Raw genomic sequence first — 20,679 nt, 5'->3', positions numbered from 1 at the left:
AAGCACGCCGCCAGCGTTCATCCTGAGCCAGGATCAAACTCTCATGTTTGTGTCCTTCACTTAACGAGGTCTTTCACGAGTTTAGTGAAGACCAACCTCCCGACCCTTAGCGAGATGCGCCTGCATCGAGCTTAGTGGAGGGAGATCTCCTTGTTAAGTATAATCCTAACAGAATGACAACTAGCTGTTATCTTCCCGTTTTTTACTGACTGTTTTCACTTAATGAATCTGTCCTACAGATGAATTTAGTGAAAACGTCGTTACCTGTCCGCTTAGTGAGGTTCTTTCGAACTTAGCGGCAGCGTAACTACCTTTTTAGGTTTTGTTCGTTTTCTGAAATTCTTTATAAAGAACTTTTCGGGATTGTTTTATTGTTTAATTGTCAATGTTCGTCTTTTTTGATGTTGCAATCTTCTGTCGTGCAACTTCTTTATATTAGCACAACATTCGATTTCTGTCAACATCTTTTTCTTTTCAAACTGTTCTGTTTGAAAACGGAGAAGGAGGGATTTGAACCCTCGCGCCGCTATTAACGACCTACTCCCTTTCCAGGGGAGCCCCTTCGGCCTCTTGGGTACTTCTCCAAGTATGGCAGAATCAAAATTCTTTTATTTCATTTTCAGACGAATCTCCATTCAACCGGAATCAACAGGCTTCACTAAGATTCGCGAAATACGTTTCACGCCAATCCGAAACACATTTTCTTAAGCGTTCACGCAACGGAGAAGGTGGGATTCGAACCCACGGCCCCTTTCGGAGTCACTGGTTTTCAAGACCAGCTCCTTAAACCACTCGGACACCTCTCCAAAACAGTGCTTTAATAGTTTATCAGGTCTTTTTATGCTTGTCAAGCATTTTTTCTCATCCGCACATTTTTCTTCGCTATTTATCCATCGCCAAACGCAATGATTATAATATCATCAAGCCCTGTATATGTCAACATTTTTTTGACACTTTTTTCCCTTTCTACAGCGCAAAATTTTACCCCCTAAATATGGTATTTTTCGACCTGCACAAACACCAATTCAGAGGGCATTTTTCACAATTTATCGCTGACCGATTTTTAAATTTGGAACTGCATTCAAATCCAATCCGTGGCGTGTCCCGGCAAGATATTCATAATAAGCCGCACAGCCGATCATCGCCGCATTGTCCGTACAGAGAATCGGGGATGGATAATAAAATTTAAGTCCCGCAGCCTCACAGCGTTCCTTCATCGCCCGCCGGAGCGCTGAATTGGAAGCGACGCCTCCGGCCAAAGCCACTTTATCCATTCGGTACATTTTTGCCGCCTCAATAGTATGACTGACAATAGCATCCACCACCGCATCCTGGAAGGATGCCGCCACATCGGCACGGCAGATCTCCTGATGTTTCATCTCACAGGAATTGATATAATTAAGCACGGAAGATTTCAGACCGCTAAAGCTGAAATCCAGAGGTGCATCCGCCACATGGGCTCTCGGGAAAGCAATGGCCTTCGGGTTACCTTCTTTGGCCAACCTGTCAATTTTAGGTCCTCCCGGATATCCCAAGCCTATAGCCCTTGCTACTTTATCAAAGGCTTCTCCGGCGGCATCATCCCGCGTTTTTCCAAGAATCTCATATTTTCCGTAATCCTTAACCATCACTAAATGGGTATGGCCCCCGGAAACAACCATCCCGAGAAAAGGCGGCTCCAAATCTTTATTTTCAATATAATTTGCGGAAATATGTCCCTCAATATGATGCACGCCAATCAGGGGAATATGCTTCGCATAGCTGATCGCCTTCGCCGCGGCAACGCCGACAAGCAATGCCCCCACCAGTCCCGGGCCGTAGGTGACGCCGATCGCATCCATATCTTCCAGTTTCATATCCGCTTCAGCCAGGGCTTCGCGAATCACCGGATTGATTTTTTCTATATGCTTTCTTGAAGCGATTTCCGGCACAACTCCCCCATAAAGTTTATGCAATTCTATCTGTGATGAAATAACATTGGACAAAACCTCTCTGCCATTTTTCACAACAGCCGCCGCCGTCTCATCACAGGAAGATTCAATTGCCAGAATATAAATATCTTTTTCCATATCTGTACGCCTCTATTCCTCAAAATTCAATTCCATCGAACGTCGATCCTTCGCCGCATGGGCATTCGGAAAAATCCGCCGGACATCTTCCATAAATATCTCCGGATGATTAATTGCCGGACTGTAATGGGTCAGCCACAGTTCCTTAACCTGCGCATCTCTGGCTAGCCCCGCCGCCTCTTCAAAGGTCATATGCTTATATTTCACCGCATTATTAATATCGCCTTTTTCGCCGTACATACCCTCGCAGATAAACAAATCTGCATTTTTTGCATTCTGCCGGATAGAATCTGTCGGCCTCGTATCCGTTGTATACGTTACTTTAATCCCTTTTCTCGGTTCCCCAAGAACCATCTCCGGTTTATAAAACCGTCCTTCCGCCTCAACGGTTTCACCCTTTTGAAGGCGATTCCAATATTTCAGAGGCACATCATTACTCTTTGCCTTTTCCACATCAAAAAGGCCCGCCCTCGGTATAGAAATACTATAGCCGTAGCAGGTAATTTTATGATTGACGCGAAAAGCATCGATATGATATCCGTGGGTCTCTATATGCTGTTCTGTTTGTGTGAGCTCAATAAACTCTATTTGAAACGGAAGTTCCGGCGCGATCACCCGCAGAGAGTTTACCACCCGGGTAAGCCCCTTCGGCCCGATCATTACCAGGGGTTCTTTTCGGTCAGAATTTGCCATCGCCAACAGAATTCCCGGAAGGCCGCTGATATGATCGCCATGAAAATGCGTAATGCAGATGACATCCAGCGGGCGAAAACTCCAGCCCTTTTCCCGAATAGTTATCTGCGTTCCCTCGCCGCAGTCAATCAACAGACTGCTTCCATTATAACGGAGCATGAGGGACGTCAGCCACCGATAAGGCAGTGGCATCATCCCTCCTGTCCCCAACAAACACAAGTCCAACATATTATTCCCTCTTTATTTATATAAGTTCCGTTGTCTCTAAAATTTCCGGCGCATATTTGAAATTCCGAATCAAACGGTCATAACAATCCTCACACAGATTAATGACGTGTTTTTGTCCGTCCTTTTCTCTGGAGAAATATCCCCAGATTTTTTCAATATGCACATATTCTTCCTGCCCGATAATACGACCGCAGCAATTACAAATTTTTGTATTTTTTTCCATGATTTACTCCTTTGCATACCCTGCGCAGCGCGCCCATAATCTTGTCATCCGGTTTCGACCTGATTATACAAAATCTATCCAATTTAATACATAGGAGATTACTGGCAGATTGATTTTTCCTGCCAAACCATCAGTACAGCATCTTCTCTGGGATCAGAATAAAAGTCTTTCCGTATTCCGCATGTTTCAAACCCAATACTTTCATACAGCCGTTTTCCTGCTGTATTTCCCGCCCGAACTTCAAGGTAAAAACTTTCTGCTCCAAGGGACCTTCCGAGTTTCATCAACGCCCCGACCATGGCGGCCCCGTACCCCTTCTGCCGATATTCCGGCGCAATGGCCACATTGACAATTTCACCTTCGTCCAGCGCCTGATACAGACAGCAATAACCAATAACCTCATCTGAAGCCTCATCCGCTGTCACCAGCAAATGAGCCGACGGTTCTTTCAGGGAATCCTCAAAATTTTTCCGGCTCCACGCATCAGAAAAACAAACCTCTTCAACATGAGTCACCGCATCCAAATCCATTTCCGTCATTGGCCGGATCTGCATAACACTTCCTCCTGAGCTTCTCCCTTTTGGCGCTCCTGCGCCTCCCGTTTCCGGCGTTCCATCAATTCCCGTTCAGCCTGAGACAATCTTAAATATTCCGGCACATGCTCATCCGCTGTCTCCATACGTCCCTCTTCAAAATAAATCTTTCCGAGGGCTGCCAAAGCTCCGGCCCGTTGTGCATTCAAATGCGGCGGTGCGAAATGACATTCCACCTGAATATTTTCTTCGATATAGGCGCGATGAACCGGAACTCCATCACCCAAAAACACCACCGGTTTCCCCATGGCATTGATTTCCTGAACAATATCGCCAATTCCCACAGCCTTTTCCTTACAGAGGACACGGAATTTTTCCCCTTCAAAGGTATACAATCCCGTATAAACCTGCTGCCTTCTCGCATCCATGATCGGACATATCACCTGTTCCAGTCCATATAAATTGTAGGCAAGCGCATCCACCGTCGGCACATTGACAAGCGGTTTATTCAGCGCCAGTCCCAGCCCTTTCGCTGTCGCCGCGCCGATCCGCAGCCCGGTAAAGGACCCCGGTCCTCCGGATATTACAATAGCATCCACCGATTCCAGAGAAATCCCCGTCATCCGCACCACTTCATCCATCATCGGCAAAAGTGTCTGCGAATGGGTCTTTTTAAAATTCGTTGTATATTCTCCGATCAGTTTATCTTCCGTCATCAAAGCAATCGATGCCACAAGTCCCGAGCTCTCAATAGCCAGCAAAAGCATTATACGACGCCTCCTCTTTCCAGCGTAATTCTTCGATAGTCAAACCCTTTTTCCATATCCTTTTCAATAAAGATGCCGACAAAGTCCTCCGGCAATATCTCGCGAATCAAATCCGCCCACTCAATCAGGCAGACGCCCTCGCCATAGATATAGTCGTCAAAACCGATCTCATCCATTTCCTCCACATCGCCGATGCGATACACATCAAAATGATAAAAGGGCATTTTTTCTCCTTCATATTCCTGAACGATCGTAAAAGTCGGACTGCATACAGATTCTTTCACGCCAAGTCCGGCCGCAAAGCCCTGCGTAAACACGGTTTTTCCCACGCCCAGATCCCCGCTCAGGCAATACACATCCCCGGGCTGGGCTTCAGCGCCCATTTTACGTCCATATTCATATGTTTCATCCGCCGAAAAAGTTTCTACAATCATTTGAACCTACCTTTTTTAATGTAATATTATAACATACGCTTATTTAAAATTGAAGCGGTTTTTTCACCAGCTTAAACACATAATAGGACACAACCGCCATCATGATTCCCTTCAGCACATTAAAAGGCGTAATGCCGATAATAATAATTTTCCAAAGGCTGTTGATTTCCGGAAGGAATCCCGGCGTCATACTTCCCACAAATCCTATCAGTGCATCCACACCGCCGAACATGTTGGAATAGAGCGGCAAGGTGACAAAATAGTTGACGATCATGCCGGCAACGCACATCGTTATTGTTCCAACCACATATCCTGTCAGCAGACGGTGTTTTCCCTTCCACTTTCTGTAAATAAGACTCAGCGGAAGTACATAAGCGCTGCCCACGACAAAATTGGCCAATTCGCCGGCGCCAATTGTTTTTGTTGAAAGTGCTTTAATAATATTCTTGATCAGCTCAATAAATACACCGGCAGCCGGACCAAGGCCGAGGCCTCCAAGTATGGCCGGCACATCGCTGAATTCAATTCGGAGGAAGCCAAGATATCCCGGCGACTCCAGCAGCATCAGCACATAGGCCAATGCCGAAAACAAACCTACAATTACCAAATCTCTTGTTGAAAATAACGTCTTTTTTGACTGCATCTTTCCGTCCCCTCTTCGTGATGTATTTATATTTTCATGGTCAACTGAATGCGTTTTTTTGCCAGATCGACACTCATAACTTTAACATCAACCACATCGCCCACACTGACTACCTCCATCGGATGTTTGACAAACTTCTTGTCTGTCAGCTGGGAAATATGAACTAATCCGTCCTGATGGACGCCGATGTCCACAAAAGCTCCAAAATCAATAACGTTTCGCACCGTCCCCTTCAGAATCATACCTTCTTTTAAATCCTTCATATCCAGTACATCGGTGCGGAGGATCGGTTTCGGCATTTCATCCCTCGGATCCCTTCCCGGCTTTTCCAGTTCTTTGATAATATCCCGCAGGGTAATTTCGCCAACGCCGACTTCCTCACTCATTTTTTTATAATCTTTCATTTGCCGTCCGATGTCCGACAGCCTGCCGTTCAGAATATCTTCTTTTGTATATCCCAGCCGTTTCAGCAGTTCCTCAGCAGCCCCGTAAGATTCGGGATGAACGCTGGTCCTATCCAGAGGATTGTCCCCATCCGAAATTCGCATAAATCCGGCACATTGCTCATAGGCTTTCGGTCCAAGTTTCGGCACTTTTAAAAGCTGTCGGCGATTTTTAAAACGACCGTTTGTTTCCCGGTAAGCGACAATATTTTTTGCAATTGTCTTATTAATCCCGGAAACATATTCCAAAAGGGAGGCCGACGCCGTATTCAGATCCACTCCGACCCGGTTTACACAATCTTCCACTGTTCCTTCCAGCACATCGCCCAGCTTTTTCTGGTTCATATCATGCTGATATTGCCCCACGCCGATAGCCTTCGGCTCAATCTTGACAAGTTCAGCCAACGGATCCTGGAGTCTTCTTGCAATGGAAGCCGCACTTCTCTGTCCCACATCAAATTCCGGAAATTCCTCTGTGGCAAGTTTGCTGGCGGAATAGACCGAAGCTCCCGCCTCATTGACAATGACATATTCCACCCGGCTGTCCAGTTCTTTCAGCAGATCAACGATAACCATTTCAGATTCCCGGGATGCAGTGCCGTTGCCCAAAGAAATAAGGGTAATATTATATTTTTTTATCAATCGTTTTAAAACCGTCTTCGCCTCAGCAATCTTTTTCTGCGGTTCCGTTGGATAAATGACAACCGTATCCAGTACTTTTCCCGTTTCATCCACAACCGCCAGCTTACACCCGGTGCGGAAAGCCGGGTCCCATCCGAGAACAACCCGTCCCACAATCGGCGGCTGCATTAAAAGCTGCTCCAGATTTTTTCCAAACACTTTAATACCGCCGTCTTCCGCCTTTTCGGTCAACTCGCTGCGCACTTCCCGCTCAATCGCCGGTCCTATCAAACGATGATAGCTGTCCTCCACAACCGATCTCAACAGTGCGCTCATCGGCGAATCATCCCTGTGGATCACCTTTTTTTCCAAATACCGCAGTATCTTTTCCTCCGGCGCCTCAATCCGGACAGTCAAAAACTTTTCCTTTTCGCCGCGGTTGATCGCTAAAATCCGATGACCCGGAATCTTCTTCACCGCTTCCTGATAGTCATAATAATTTTCATAAACGGATTTTTCGTTTTCATCTCTTCCCCTGGAAACAATTTTTCCTTCATTTGCCGTCACCCTGCGGATATAAGTCCGATACTCTGCCGAATCGGAAATCATTTCCGCCAGAATATCCTTCGCTCCATCCAGGGCCTCCTCTGCCGTGGCCACACCCTTTTCCTCAGAAATATAGGCGGCAGCCTCCTCTTCTAATGGCCGTTTTGTCATCTGAAGCAGCAGAATATTCGCCAGCGGCTCCAACCCTTTTTCTTTGGCAATCGTTGCCCGTGTACGACGTTTCGGCCGATAAGGACGGTATAAGTCATCCACCGCCACCATCGTCGCCGCCGCTTCAATGGCCTTCTTTAATTCCGGCGTCAATTTCCCCTGTTCCTCAATAGAGCCAAGCACCTGAGCTTTTTTATCCTCCAGATTTCGGAGATACAAAAGCCGCTCATGGAATTGGCGCAGCACTTCGTCATTCAGCGAGCCCGTAACCTCTTTCCGATAGCGGGCAATAAAAGGAATTGTATTGCCTTCATCAATCAACTTGATCGCAGCCTCTGTCTGCCACGGTTTAATATTTAATTCCTGACTTATTGTTTTTACAATATCCATAGATTCTCCCATCGCAGAAACAGGCCGCCCATTACTGCGCAGCCTGTCCCTGACAATCGCCGTTTTTCCGGCTATTCACTCAACAGCCGGTCAATTAATTCATAGCCTTCTTCAATCACAATATTTCCGCTTTCAGCAGCTTCTCTTTCATTATAATTCCAGGATTTGCGCAGATCCTTCCGGCTGTCATACAGCATAAACGGTACCGGATTCGAGGAGTGGGTACGAATACAGATTGGTGTCGGATGATCCGGCATGATCAGAAGACGGTAATCTTCCCCGGATGCATCCATTGCCTCCACCAGAGGTTTAATGAGCCTTGCATCCATATTCTCAATCGCCTGGATCTTACGTTCAACACTGCCCTGATGTCCCATCTCATCCGGCGCTTCCAGATGTATGTACACAAAATCGCTGCCGCCTTTCAAAAGCGTCTCTGCAGCCGCCCGGGCTTTGCCTTCATAATTGGTGTGAAGCCCGCCGTTGGCGCCCTCCACATAAATATTTTTCATTCCTGCGCCCACGGCAATCCCCTTCAACAAATCCACTGCAGAAATCATTGCGCCTTTCAAATTTGTTTTTTCTTCAAAAGACGTCAGAGCCGGGCGTGTGCCCGCTCCCCAAAACCAGCAGGAATTTGCCGGCTTCAACCCTTTTTTGCGGCGTTCCACATTTAAAGGATGATTCTCCAGAATATCATAGCTTCTTCTCATCATTTCCCGCAAAGCCTCATTCTTTGGAAGGAAATCTTTAATCACCTTTCCCAGGTGATCATGGGGCGCGGCCAATTCAACAACCCTGCCTCTGTCCCAGATAAGCAAATGCCGATAGCTTGTTCCCAGATAAAATTTATAGGTTTCTGTTTCCAGCTCTTTACGAACGGCATCCAGTAGAATCGCTGCATCTTCCGTGGAAATCTCATCGGAGCTGTGATCAATGATCGTCCGCTCCTCATAGGGAATACCTTCTTCTTCAGAAAGTGTTACGATATTACACCGCAGGGCGATATCGGTTTCTTTCATATCGACACCGATGCTCAGAGCTTCCAGCGGAGAACGGCCGGTGTAATAGAGTCTCGGATTATAACCAAGGACAGACAGATTTGCCGTATCGCTGCCGGGACTCATGCCCTCCGGCACTGTGTGAGCCATGCCGATTTCTGATTTTTTAGCCAGCGCGTCCATAGTTTTTGTTTCTGCATACTCCAGCGGGGTCTTTCCGCCAAGCACTTCCAGCGGTTCATCGGCCATACCGTCGCCTAACATTATGATATATTTCATAACTCTTCCTTCCTCTCTATTCCCTGGATAATATTTTAAGGTAATGAACCCCCTGCGCCTTCTCCAACGCATCAATTAATTCCGACACATCGCCGGTCGTATTTAAAATTTCAATACTCAAAGTCACCGAAGCAATCCCATTCACCGGAATCGCCTGATGAATTGTCAGTATGTTCGCCTGATATTTCGCCACACAATTCAGTAATCCGGACAAAAATCCCGGTTCATCATCCAATTGAATCATCACCGTCAATGTCCGCCCCATGGAATGTTCATGAAAAGGGAAAATATCATCCTTATATTTGTAAAACGAACTGCGGCTGATGCCGACCTGTTCGGCCGCCTCCTGAACCGTCGAAACCTTTGACGACTCCAGGAGATGTTTTGCTTCCACAACCTTCAGAAGCACCTCCGGCACCGCTTTCCTTTTTACAACATAATAATCGCTGCGTTCCTTCATACTTTAGCCTCCGGCACTACTCTGCCTTGTTTTTGCCAATGCTCCGCCATTTCAGATAAGCGTTAATAAACGGATCGATATTGCCGTCCATGACACTGTCCACATTGCTGATCTCCGTGTTGGTTCGATGATCCTTTACCAGCTTATACGGCTGCATAACATAGGAACGAATCTGGTTGCCCCAACCGATTTCCTTAACTTCCCCGCGAATATCTGAAGCTTTTTCCTCATTTTCCTGCTGCTTCAAAAGATATAATTTAGCTTTCAGCATCTGCATTGCCTTATCTTTATTCATATGTTGTGAACGTTCATTCTGACACTGCACCACAATTCCCGTCGGCAGATGGGTGATACGGATCGCCGAAGATGTTTTATTAATATGCTGACCGCCGGCACCGCTGGAACGATACGTATCGATCCGCAAATCTTTATCATTGATCTCCACATCCAAATCCTCTTCGATATCCGGAATAACGTCACAAGAGGCAAAGGACGTCTGCCGCTTACCCGCTGCATTGAACGGGGAAATGCGCACCAATCGATGGATGCCCTTCTCCGCCTTCAGATAACCGTAGGCGTTGTCCCCGTTGATCTGCATGGTGATCGCCTTAATACCGGCTTCATCACCATCCAGAAAATCCAGGACTTCTGTCGCAAATCCGTGTTTTTCGGCCCAGCGGCTGTACATACGGTATAACATTCCCGCCCAGTCGCAGGCTTCCGTACCGCCGGCCCCCGCATGTAGGGTCAAAATGGCATTGTTGTCATCATATTCATCACTCAACAGTGTCGATATGCGCAGCTCCTCCAGTTCCTCAATGAACAGGTTCAGCGCATCCTCAATTTCAGGAATAAGACTTTCGTCATTTTCCTCATAGCCCATTTCAATTAAAGTCTCCACATCCTCATAGGCCGTTTCCAAAGCTTCATACTTTTCCACCGTATCCTTCAGATGTTTCAATTCCTTCATGGCTTTCTGAGAGTTGTCCGGATCATCCCAAAATCCGGGTTCCTCCATAATATTTTCTAATTCACCGATCCTGGACTTTTTGTAAGCCAAGTCAAAGTGAATCCCTCACTTCCGCTAATGGTGTTTCGTAACTGGTTAATGTTACTTTAAACTGGTCTAATTCAACCATTGCTTCACCTTCTTTCTTATTTTTTGCGTCCGCAGCACTGTTTATATTTTTTACCGCTGCCGCACGGACATGGGTCATTCGGATAAACCTTTCCTTCTTTACGGCGTACCGGCTGTTTTGCAGCGGAATCGTCTTTATTTGTTCCAGTGACCTTGGCAACCTCTTCCCGTTCGACGGTCTGCTGGATACGGATGTGCATAAGCGCCTGAACCGTATCCTCAGAAATTCCCTGAGTCATTTCATCAAACATATCGTAACCGGCAAAACGGTATTCTACCAACGGGTCCCTTTGGCCATAGGCTTGAAGTCCGATACTCTGACGCAGCTGTTCCATATTGTCGATATGGTCCATCCAGCGACGGTCGATCATTTTCAAAAGAACAACACGCTCCAATTCACGAACATGCTCTTCCTCCGGAAATTCTTTTTCCTTGGCCTCATAAATTTCAATAGCCTTATCCTGGAGTTCCTGAATCAGCTGGCCTGCGTTCTTACCGGCATGATCCTCCGGTTTCCAAGATACATTTGTATACGGGATCACCGGGATCAGGCCCTGAGCCAGGCTTTCCATATCCAGGTCTTCCACGGCAATCTTCTGCTCCAGCTTTTCCAAATCCTTCTCTTCCACCTGGCTTTCCGCCGGGATATGCATGTGAACATGATTTTTGACAACATCGCGGATCATCTTGAAAATGACGTCACGCATATTATCCCCGTCAAGCACACGGAGACGCTCTGCATAGATGATCTCACGCTGTTCGTTCATTACCTGGTCATATTCCAGGACATTTTTTCGAATTCCATAGTTATTGGACTCAATTTTCATCTGGGCCTTTTCCACTGCGCTGGAAAGCATCTTATGCTGAATTGCCTCGCCTTCTGGAAATCCGAGAGAATTAAAGACACCCATCAGTCTTTCTGAGCCGAAGAGGCGCATCAGATCATCCTCCAGAGAAATATAAAATCTGGATTCACCCGGATCTCCCTGACGGCCGGAACGTCCACGGAGCTGATTATCGATACGGCGGGATTCATGCCGTTCCGTTCCAATGATCATCAAACCGCCCAGCTCGGCAACGCCTTCGCCCAGCTTAATATCCGTACCGCGGCCCGCCATGTTGGTGGCAATGGTAACAGCCCCGGCCTGCCCGGCCTGAGCAACGATCTCCGCTTCCATCTCATGGAACTTGGCGTTCAATACTTTATGCGGAATTCCCCGCTTCTTCAGAGCATCACTGAAAATTTCCGAAGATTCAATAGTGATCGTGCCGACCAATACCGGCTGACCCTTTGCATGGGCCTCAACAATCGTATCGGTTACCGCATTCACCTTTTCCCGTTTTGTTTTATAAACTAAATCTTCATGATCAACACGGCGCACCGGTTCATTCGTTGGGATCTCGATAACATCCATGCCGTAAATGTCACGAAATTCCTGTTCCTCGGTAAGCGCTGTACCGGTCATGCCTGCTTTTTTCTCATATTTGTTAAAGAAATTCTGGAAGGTAATGGTTGCCAGTGTCTTGCTCTCCCTTTTAACCTTCACGCCCTCTTTCGCCTCAATGGCCTGATGAAGACCGTCGGAATAACGGCGGCCCGGCATAATACGGCCGGTAAACTCATCCACGATCAATACCTGATCATCTTTGACAACATAATCATGATCTCTATGCATCAGGTTATGGGCGCGAAGCGCGAGGATGATATTATGCTGAATCTCCAGATTCTCCGCATCTGCCAGGTTAGCAATATGGAAGAACTGCTCTACCTTCTTCACGCCATCCTCCGTCAGAGATACATTCTTCTCTTTTTCATTGACAATGTAATCACCGGTTTCAATAATTTCTTCACCCATGATCGCAGTCATTTTTGTCATTTCGCCGCTGGCCTCGCCCCGTTCCATCTGGCGCGCCAGAATATCGCAGGCCCGATAAAGCTCCGTGGACTTTCCGCTCTGCCCGGAAATGATCAACGGTGTTCTGGCCTCATCGATCAAAACGGAATCGACCTCATCGATAATGGCATAATGAAGTCCCCGCTGAACCAGTTTTTCTTTATAGACAACCATATTATCTCTCAGATAATCAAATCCCAATTCATTATTGGTTGCATAAGTAATATCGCAGGCGTAAGCCGCCTTTCTTTCTTCCGGCGTCATGCTGTTTAAAACAACGCCTACCGTCAGGCCAAGAAATTCATGAACCTTCCCCATCCACTCTGCATCACGTTTGGCAAGATAATCATTAACCGTAACAATATGCACGCCTTTGCCTTCCAATGCGTTCAAATAGGCAGGAAGTGTGGAAACAAGCGTCTTTCCTTCACCGGTTTTCATCTCGGATATACGGCCCTGGTGCAAAATGATACCACCGATCAGCTGCACCCGATAATGACGCATTCCCAATACCCGGTATGCGGCCTCGCGGACAACCGCGAATGCCTCAACAAGTAAATCATCCAAGGTCTCTCCGCGTTCCAAACGTTCTTTAAAAACAGCGGTCTTATTTCTCAGTTCTTCATCAGAAAGCTTTTCTACGGTTGGGGCAAGAGCCTCAATTTTATCCACCAACGGATAAATCCGTTTCAACTCTCTCTGGCTGTGAGTTCCCATAATCTTTGAAAACAAGCCCATCTTATCACTCCTACTAATCTTTCTATTTCATTTTCAGTATCTTCTATAAAACACGCACAAATTATTGTACCACAGAAACGGCGGTTTGCCAACGATAAAATCTCTCATATGGCGGACACCGGTCCACCCCGGGCGAACAAAAAAGGCCGCATCTCCGGTTCAACAAAGAGGCCGCTGCCCCATAGATATCGAAATATCTTTGAAGCAGCAGCCCCTTTTATAATTTATACCGGTTCAGATATATATTTTTTAATATTCCGGTTCAATCAAACCGTAAGTATTTCCTTTCCGTTTATACACCACATTCACATCATCCGTCTCCGCATTCCGGAATACAAAGAAATTATGACCGGATAACTCCATCTGGATGCAGGCCTCTTCCGGGTCCATCGGCTTCATTGCGAATTTTTTGGAACGCACGATTCGAATTTCTTCCGGTTCTTCGGTTTCCAGTTCAATAAATGCCTGCTGGAAATTGCCGCCGCCCCGATATCTGTTTACAAGGCGGGTTTTGTGCTTACGCATCTGACGCTCAATAATCTCCTGTACCAGATCAATCGAAACATACATATCATCACTTACCTGTTCAGCACGAATCACGCTGCCTTTAATCGGCACAGTCACTTCGATTTTCTGACGATTCTTTTCTACACTGAGTGTAACGATTGCTTCTGTCTCGGGGGTAAAATATTTATCCAGCTTACCTAACTTCTCATAAATCGTATCTTTGAGCCCCTGAGTCACATCGATATTTTTTCCGCTAATCGTAATACGCATAGATCTCACTCCTTACTGTGTAATGATGTTTTAATTATATCACATTTATTCATTCTTTCAAGTCAACTTGTTATATTTTCTGAAAATATTTTGTAATTTAACACATTTTTACAAGAAAACAGACGAAATAAAACCATTCGACACTATATAATAGACAACAAAAAAGTCAAGCGATTATTCTTATTTTTTACGATTTTTACGTTTTCACCAAAACATATTTTTGCCTCTTTTTTATTTCATTCAGCCTTTATACATTGTGGATAAAGTGGATAACTCTGTGTATAAGTCGATTTTTCCGAGAAAATCTAGATTTTTCAATGTGGATAACTCTGTGAATTGTGGATAACGTCAAATGAATATTTTTTGTTTTATACATTGCTTCGACATGTTTTTTGTGCATTTTTAATAAAATCCCCTATTTCGAGCTTTTTTTACATATTTTCTATCCACACCCTTCTCATTATTATGTGAAATTATAAAAAACACCCGATAAACCGTAAAGATCTATCAGGTGTTTTTTAAGATTATTATCAGAAAAAGGAAATCAAATTTAATCTACAATCCTTCTACAGCAATAGATATCGCCGCTGTAAGAAAGGCTGGTTTCAATAATACCTGTATCCCAGTTGCTGGCATGAATCGTGTTGCCATTACCAGAATAGATAGCAATATGCTCAATTTCTCCGTAAACAGAATAAATAACCAAATCACCCGGCTGTAATTCATCCACTGATACACCCCGCCCGCATACCGACTGAGTTGTACACGTTCTAGGAAGTGAATAACCAAAGTGTGCATATACGCTCTGAACAAAACCAGAACAATCAGTTCCGTTTGTCAAGGATGTTCCTCCATAAACATACGGGTTACCAAGGAACTGCCTTGCATAGTCAACAATCTCTTGTCCCTGGCTGCTGCTTGAAGATGAACTATTGTAAACTGGCTCTTCCTGAACCGGTTCAGTGGTTGTCAGGTAATCACTATGAATATAAGCAATTGTTCCATCGTAATCTACGCGGCTCCAGCCATTATCACAAATCCCCGTACGGGTAATATTGGCTCCCTTTCCAAGGCCTCCCACTCTGTCGGAAGCGGCATCTGCATTTATTCTGACATTCACTGCATCCGTTGTCCACACAGTTTCAGATACGTCTTCAATATATAAAGAGGATTCACTTCCTGTCTGCTCTGCAGGTGCCTCGGTTTCTTCAACAGGTGCTTCTGTCTGTTCCGCAGGTGCTTCCGTCTGTTCCGCAGGTGCTTCCGTTTCTTCAACAGGTGCTTCTGTTTGTTCCACAGGCGCCTCGGTTTCTTCGGCAGGCGTTTCCGTCTGCTGCGCAGCAGCCTCTGCGGCTAAACGTTCTTCTTCAAGCGCTCTCTGCAATTCTGCTTCACGCTGTGCTTCTTCTTCCATAGTAATTGCTGAAGTATAATCAACGCCGACTTCAACAGCCTGATTCTTTACATAACCTTCAACACCGTCTTTATTTACCTTTGTCCAATCCGACTCCGGAATCACGGCAATAACTTCAAGAATTTCTTCACTGCCGGCGGTGGCAATGACTTCTGCATCATCAGAGGCAGCAGCCTTAATCTCCACACTATCGGCAATAATCTTTGCATAACTGTTTACTGTCTCCGTGTTCTTTGCGACTTCCTCTGCAGCCTTACCTGTAACAACATAATCTGCAGATACATAACCCTCGCAATTGCCGGACTGAATATGTATCCATCCGTCAGCCTCATCAAGAATCTCAAAACCAGCGCCAAAATAAAGCTTTCCTACAGCTTCACTATCTACGCTCGGCTCCTTACGAATCATTACACAATCTTCCGCTGTGGAAATCCCTTTCTTATAAAATGGGGAAGCAACTTCCTCTGTTGCTGTATAAATAATTTTTCCCTGGATATCCAAATCTCCAAACGAAACATCATATTTTGTTGTAGTAATCGGAGCGGCCTGAACACCTATTGGATTTGTACCGAATACAACTGCTGCGGCAATACCAAAAACGCACGGTGCAAATTTTAATTTTCCCATTGGTCATTTCCTCCTAATCTAAGTAATTTTATGCAATCGTAATTTTTTTGTTATATTTACGTACATATATTACATTTTTGTTACAGGTATCATTTTAACAAACTCTCACCCCCTTGTCAACCTTTATTGTAATTTTTTTGTAACAATTCATTTACATTTTTAACATTCTTCCGTAATATGCCCTCGATTTTCTCCTATAAAATGAAAAACCGGAGGATCCTAATTCCTCCGGTCATAATCATTTACTGTTCATCATTAATACGTATTTTGTGCTGCTCTACCTGAATCTTTTTCATTTTAAGCAAATGTCCTACCGCCCGTTTAAAGGCTGCTTTGGACATGTTCAACTCCCTCTCAATCACCTGCGGCGACGCCTTTTCTGAAAACGGAAGCACGCCGTCATAACTCTCCAACACCTCCATGACAACCGCGGCATCCTTATCTATCTGAAATTCAACCCGCTCCCGCATACTTAATTCCAATTTTCCATCGTCTCTCACTGCGACGACTCGGGCCTTCACCATATCGCCAACCCGAAACTGTCCATGGGCATTTTTCTTCGGAATCATCCCATGATATTTACCGTCCACGGCAATGAACACACCCAGATTCGGATTTATCTGATACACAATTCCCTGCACCGTTTCATCTTTCGCATAAGGTGACTCTGCCGAGAGATATTCATAAATTTTCATCGTCGCGCAAAGCCGTTTACTCTTATCGATATATAACGCCACCGGATAACTCCTGCCGGGACGCACCTGTACTGTCTGTTCTTTATATGGAAGGAATAAATCTTTTTCCAATCCCCAATCTAAAAATGCACCGATCTTTCCAATCTCTTTAACTTTGAGAAGACCGATCCGACCCAAAGTAAGCATCGGCTCTTCGGTCGTCGCAATCAAACGGTCCCTGGAATCCCGATAAACAAAAACCTCAACCGAATCTCCGACACAGGTTCCCGCCGGAACATATTTTTTCGGCAGAAGAACAGCTTCCTGTTCGTCACCAACATACATTCCAAAATCCTTCATTCGGACAACCTTTAATATTTGCTTTTCACCCAATTGTATCATAATCTGCTCCTACTCTGTAAACTCCGTAATTACACATACTTCTCCCTCAATATCTTCCAGAAGAACGACGATCCGTCCCGATGCCTCCTGGCGTTTTGGAATCAATATGTCACCATACTTTGCCGAACGTTTATACTCCACTCGAATCTGCCGCACCGAATAATTATCCGGAAGATATTCCATCGCCACAGCCACATACCTGCCATTATTCATATGATGATTTGTATCCAGACAGGCTTTTGTGACCCGCACCGGTTCCAACGTCTCAAAATCACCGGAAATGGCTATTTTTCTACCGGCATAATCCATCGGCTCCTTAGGCTCCATTTGATAAGCCTCTATTTGAGCCGCATCCACCCTTACCGGCCTTCCCGTGGCAATATCGACCATAGCCCACACCGAATTAGCTCTCGCCATCCGGCATCCGGACGCATCATCGATAATAAAATTACGCATTCCCAAAGGACCTCTAAAATCATAAGCCCATGTTCCCACCGTTATCTGTTCACCGTATTTTGGATATCGCTCTACAATAATCTGCCAACTGTTCAGAATCCATACTTTTCCCGACCTTTCCATATACTCCGGACCAACGCCGAGAAAATCCGACTGAAAACAACTGCAATCCTGAAAATAATTAATCACCTGGGCCATATCCGCTTTATAATCCGCTCCAACTTCACTGTAAGTTACCGGCCGCTTCATACAATACATATTCCCACTCCTCTGCATACCTGTAAATGAAAAAATCAGACATTTCACTAAAGGTTTCCTTTAATAAAATGTCTGATTGATAACTGGGCTGGAAGGATTCGAACCTTCAAATGCTGGAGTCAGAGTCCAGTGCCTTGCCATTTGGCGACAGCCCATCATTGGCTCAACAATTGCATTATATACTATAATATACTTTTTGGCAAGTACTTTTTTAAATTTTTTTAATTGTTGCAAAAAAACTCTTTTATCCTATTTATTACAATAATATTCACAATTATTGAACCATTACACCCGAAATTAATCTTCTATGCTTTCCAACGCTTTCTTCAATTCAATTAACTTATCACGCAGCTCTGCCGCCTGCTCGAAGTTTAAATCTGCCGCCGCCGCACGCATCTGTTTCTCCACCTTGCCAATCAACTTTAAAAGTTCTTTCCGGCTCATAGATTCCGGATCTTTTATAAACTGCTCTTCTGTTTCGGCAATCGCTTTCGAAACAGCGATCAAATCCCGAACCGCCTTTTTAATTGTCTGCGGTGTAATTCCATGTTCCTCATTATAAGCCTGCTGGAGTTTCCGACGCCTGTTCGTTTCATCAATCGCCCGCTGCATGGAATCTGTCATTGTATCCGCATACATAATAACATGGCCTTCAGAATTTCGGGCCGCACGCCCGATTGTCTGTATCAACGAAGTTTCTGAACGCAAAAATCCTTCTTTATCCGCATCCAGAATAGCCACCAATGTTATCTCAGGGATATCCAGACCCTCTCGTAAAAGATTAATGCCGACAAGCACGTCAAACACATTCATACGCAAATCCCGGACAATCTCTGTCCGTTCCAGCGTATCAATATCGGAATGCAGATATTTTACCCGGATTCCGGCTTCCCGCATATAATCCGTCAAATCTTCGGCCATCCGTTTTGTCAGCGTTGTGATCAAAACTTTATGGCCCTGACTTGTCTCCCGATTGACCTCACTGATCAAATCATCAATCTGCCCCTTCACCGGACGGACAGATACCTCCGGATCCAGCAGCCCCGTTGGACGAATAATCTGTTCAGTCCGCAGCAGTTCATGCTCAGCCTCATAGACATTCGGCGTAGCCGAAACAAAAAGCATCTGATCGATCTTGCTCTCAAATTCCTGAAAATTCAGAGGCCGATTGTCCTTGGCCGAAGGAAGCCTGAACCCATAATCCACCAGTGTTGTTTTTCTGGATTGGTCCCCTGCATACATCCCCCGCACCTGGGGAATCGTCATATGGGACTCGTCCACAATAATAAGAAAATCATCCGGGAAATAATCCAGCAACGTATGCGGCGTTGCCCCCGGCTCCAATCCGGCCAGATGACGCGAATAATTCTCTATTCCCGAGCAAAAACCCGTTTCCCTCATCATTTCTATATCAAAATTGGTTCTCTCCGAAATACGCTGTGCTTCCAGCAATTTATCCTCGCTCTTAAAATACTGCACCCGCTCTTCAAGTTCCTTCTTGATATTTACAATCGCGGCCTCCATTTTCTCTTTAGAAACAACATAATGGGAAGCCGGAAAAATCGCCACATGCTCCAGCCGTGCTTTGATCTCCCCTGTCAGCGGGTCAAAGGAGGTAATGCGGTCAACCTCATCTCCAAAGAATTCCACCCGAACAGCCTCGCCTTCAGCAGCCGCCGGATAAATTTCCACGACATCGCCGTGGACACGAAATGTTCCGCGCTTAAAATCCATATCATTTCGCTCATACTGAATGTCAATCAGCTTTCGAATGACATCATCCCGCTCCTTCTCCATGCCGGGACGCAGCGAAACAACCATTTCCTTATAGTCAATCGGGCTTCCCAAACCATAGATGCAGGATACAGAAGATATGATGATAACATCCTCCCTCTCCGTGAGCGCTGCAGTCGCCGAATGGCGCAGCTTGTCAATTTCATCATTAATCGCCGAATCCTTTGCAATATAAGTGTCTGTCTGGGGCACGTAAGCCTCCGGCTGATAATAATCATAATAGGACACAAAATATTCCACCGCATTCTCCGGAAAAAATTCTTTAAATTCACCATATAACTGGGCGGCTAACGTCTTATTATGAGCCAGTACCAAAGTCGGCTTATTTAAAGCCTGAATGACATTTGCCATTGTAAAAGTCTTGCCGGAACCCGTAACGCCTAATAATGTCTGAAACTGGTTGCCCTCTTTAAAGCCTCTGACAAGGGCTTCTATCGCCTGTGGCTGATCGCCGGTTGGGGCGTATTCTGATACTAATTTAAAATGATCCATACATTTCTCCCTTTTTAATGTTTAATCAATATGTTTTAATACCCAATAGCCTTTCCTGTTAGATCCCTCTCTGGCAAGAGCGCCTTCTTCCTGTAGCCTTTTTATATTTATCTGAACCTGTTTTCTCGACAAATCCAGTTTCTCCATAAGCTATGACTAAATTATCGCTGGATTTTCAGCTATAAGGTCTAATATTGTCTGCCTTCTTTCGACTCCTTTTTGGCTCCTTTTCAGCTCCTTTTTCGGCTCTTTTTTCGGCTCTTTTGGAAACGCATCTAAAAATCCCTCATGAATATAAAATCTCGATATAAAATAACTGCGTGCCTCGTCCGTCTCAAACTCCGGTTTCGGAGAGCCATTTGATTCTAATGAGTCAAGAATTTTCTTAAATCCTGTGCAAGAGCTTTCTCCCGATTAGCAATACTTGCTTGACGTTCAGCAATTTGATTTGTCTGATTTTCCAACACAACCGTCACTAGTGTTCCCAAACAAATTGTAGTTAATAGAGAGATT

General features: G+C 45.3%; 17 protein-coding genes and 3 tRNA genes. All 20 read right to left on the bottom strand.

Annotated features, from left to right (window positions below; translation table 11 throughout):
• Positions 1-495: 495 nt before the first annotated feature.
• The 20 genes from ACMN7X_RS14480 to uvrB all read right to left on the bottom strand — a co-directional run bounded on the left by ACMN7X_RS14480 (position 496) and on the right by uvrB (position 20,166).
• Positions 496-584, bottom strand: a tRNA-Ser gene (locus ACMN7X_RS14480).
• A gap of 136 nt (positions 585-720) precedes the next feature.
• Positions 721-806, bottom strand: a tRNA-Ser gene (locus ACMN7X_RS14475).
• Between the two features lie 240 nt (positions 807-1,046).
• A complete protein-coding gene (tsaD, locus tag ACMN7X_RS14470) occupies positions 1,047-2,069 on the bottom strand; it encodes a tRNA (adenosine(37)-N6)-threonylcarbamoyltransferase complex transferase subunit TsaD (protein ID WP_418748158.1) in 1,023 nt (340 codons plus the stop codon).
• A 12-nt stretch (positions 2,070-2,081) separates the two neighbouring features.
• Positions 2,082-2,990: a ribonuclease Z gene (locus ACMN7X_RS14465; protein ID WP_418748157.1), complete on the bottom strand. Its 909-nt coding sequence runs from the start codon at positions 2,988-2,990 to the stop codon at positions 2,082-2,084.
• 16 nt (positions 2,991-3,006) lie between these two features.
• Positions 3,007-3,213 carry a hypothetical protein gene (locus tag ACMN7X_RS14460; protein WP_418748156.1) on the bottom strand — a complete coding sequence of 69 codons (207 nt, stop codon included), beginning with the start codon at positions 3,211-3,213 and terminating at the stop codon, positions 3,007-3,009.
• A 98-nt stretch (positions 3,214-3,311) separates the two neighbouring features.
• A complete protein-coding gene (gene rimI / locus ACMN7X_RS14455; RefSeq protein ID WP_418748155.1) occupies positions 3,312-3,767 on the bottom strand; it encodes a ribosomal protein S18-alanine N-acetyltransferase in 456 nt (151 codons plus the stop codon).
• The gene (gene tsaB / locus ACMN7X_RS14450) at positions 3,749-4,513 is read right to left on the bottom strand and encodes a tRNA (adenosine(37)-N6)-threonylcarbamoyltransferase complex dimerization subunit type 1 TsaB (protein ID WP_418748154.1); all 765 of its coding nucleotides are present in this window, start codon (positions 4,511-4,513) and stop codon (positions 3,749-3,751) included. The genes rimI and tsaB overlap by 19 nt, the downstream gene beginning before the upstream one ends.
• Positions 4,513-4,947 (bottom strand): tRNA (adenosine(37)-N6)-threonylcarbamoyltransferase complex ATPase subunit type 1 TsaE, encoded by a 435-nt coding sequence (gene tsaE / locus ACMN7X_RS14445; protein WP_418748153.1) that lies wholly within the window; start codon positions 4,945-4,947, stop codon positions 4,513-4,515. Before tsaE ends, tsaB begins: the two co-directional genes overlap by 1 nt.
• A 43-nt stretch (positions 4,948-4,990) precedes the next feature.
• Entirely contained in the window at positions 4,991-5,590 is a 600-nt protein-coding gene (locus ACMN7X_RS14440; RefSeq protein WP_418748152.1) for an ECF transporter S component, read from the bottom strand.
• A 26-nt stretch (positions 5,591-5,616) separates the two neighbouring features.
• Positions 5,617-7,761, bottom strand: coding sequence for a Tex family protein (locus tag ACMN7X_RS14435; protein WP_418748151.1), 2,145 nt, complete (start codon positions 7,759-7,761; stop codon positions 5,617-5,619).
• A gap of 71 nt (positions 7,762-7,832) precedes the next feature.
• Positions 7,833-9,041, bottom strand: coding sequence for a cofactor-independent phosphoglycerate mutase (locus ACMN7X_RS14430; protein ID WP_418748150.1), 1,209 nt, complete (start codon positions 9,039-9,041; stop codon positions 7,833-7,835).
• Positions 9,042-9,057: 16 nt separating this feature from the next.
• Positions 9,058-9,501, bottom strand: coding sequence for an ACT domain-containing protein (locus ACMN7X_RS14425; protein ID WP_418748149.1), 444 nt, complete (start codon positions 9,499-9,501; stop codon positions 9,058-9,060).
• A 16-nt stretch (positions 9,502-9,517) separates the two neighbouring features.
• A protein-coding gene (prfB, locus tag ACMN7X_RS14420; protein ID WP_418748148.1) for a peptide chain release factor 2 occupies positions 9,518-10,640 on the bottom strand; the annotation gives its coding sequence in 2 pieces (ribosomal slippage) (positions 9,518-10,564 and positions 10,566-10,640; 1,122 coding nt in all).
• Positions 10,641-10,656: 16 nt separating this feature from the next.
• On the bottom strand, positions 10,657-13,272 hold the full coding sequence (gene secA, locus ACMN7X_RS14415; protein ID WP_418748147.1) for a preprotein translocase subunit SecA: 2,616 nt from the start codon (positions 13,270-13,272) through the stop codon (positions 10,657-10,659).
• A 249-nt stretch (positions 13,273-13,521) separates the two neighbouring features.
• Positions 13,522-14,049, bottom strand: coding sequence for a ribosome hibernation-promoting factor, HPF/YfiA family (gene hpf / locus ACMN7X_RS14410; protein WP_418748146.1), 528 nt, complete (start codon positions 14,047-14,049; stop codon positions 13,522-13,524).
• Positions 14,050-14,599: 550 nt separating this feature from the next.
• The gene (locus ACMN7X_RS14405; RefSeq protein WP_418748145.1) at positions 14,600-16,090 is read right to left on the bottom strand and encodes an SH3 domain-containing protein; all 1,491 of its coding nucleotides are present in this window, start codon (positions 16,088-16,090) and stop codon (positions 14,600-14,602) included.
• Between the two features lie 242 nt (positions 16,091-16,332).
• Positions 16,333-17,166 carry a S1 RNA-binding domain-containing protein gene (locus ACMN7X_RS14400; RefSeq protein WP_418748144.1) on the bottom strand — a complete coding sequence of 278 codons (834 nt, stop codon included), beginning with the start codon at positions 17,164-17,166 and terminating at the stop codon, positions 16,333-16,335.
• Between the two features lie 9 nt (positions 17,167-17,175).
• A complete protein-coding gene (locus tag ACMN7X_RS14395; protein WP_418748143.1) occupies positions 17,176-17,880 on the bottom strand; it encodes an acyl-[acyl-carrier-protein] thioesterase in 705 nt (234 codons plus the stop codon).
• A gap of 83 nt (positions 17,881-17,963) precedes the next feature.
• Positions 17,964-18,035, bottom strand: a tRNA-Gln gene (locus ACMN7X_RS14390).
• A gap of 142 nt (positions 18,036-18,177) precedes the next feature.
• The gene (gene uvrB / locus ACMN7X_RS14385) at positions 18,178-20,166 is read right to left on the bottom strand and encodes an excinuclease ABC subunit UvrB (protein ID WP_418748142.1); all 1,989 of its coding nucleotides are present in this window, start codon (positions 20,164-20,166) and stop codon (positions 18,178-18,180) included.
• Positions 20,167-20,679: the final 513 nt, after the last annotated feature.

This window comes from Frisingicoccus sp. (genome assembly GCF_048388605.1).
GTDB lineage: Bacteria > Bacillota > Clostridia > Lachnospirales > Lachnospiraceae > Frisingicoccus.
Note: the sequence above shows the minus strand (reverse complement) of the source record. Positions and strands in the feature narration are given on the sequence as shown.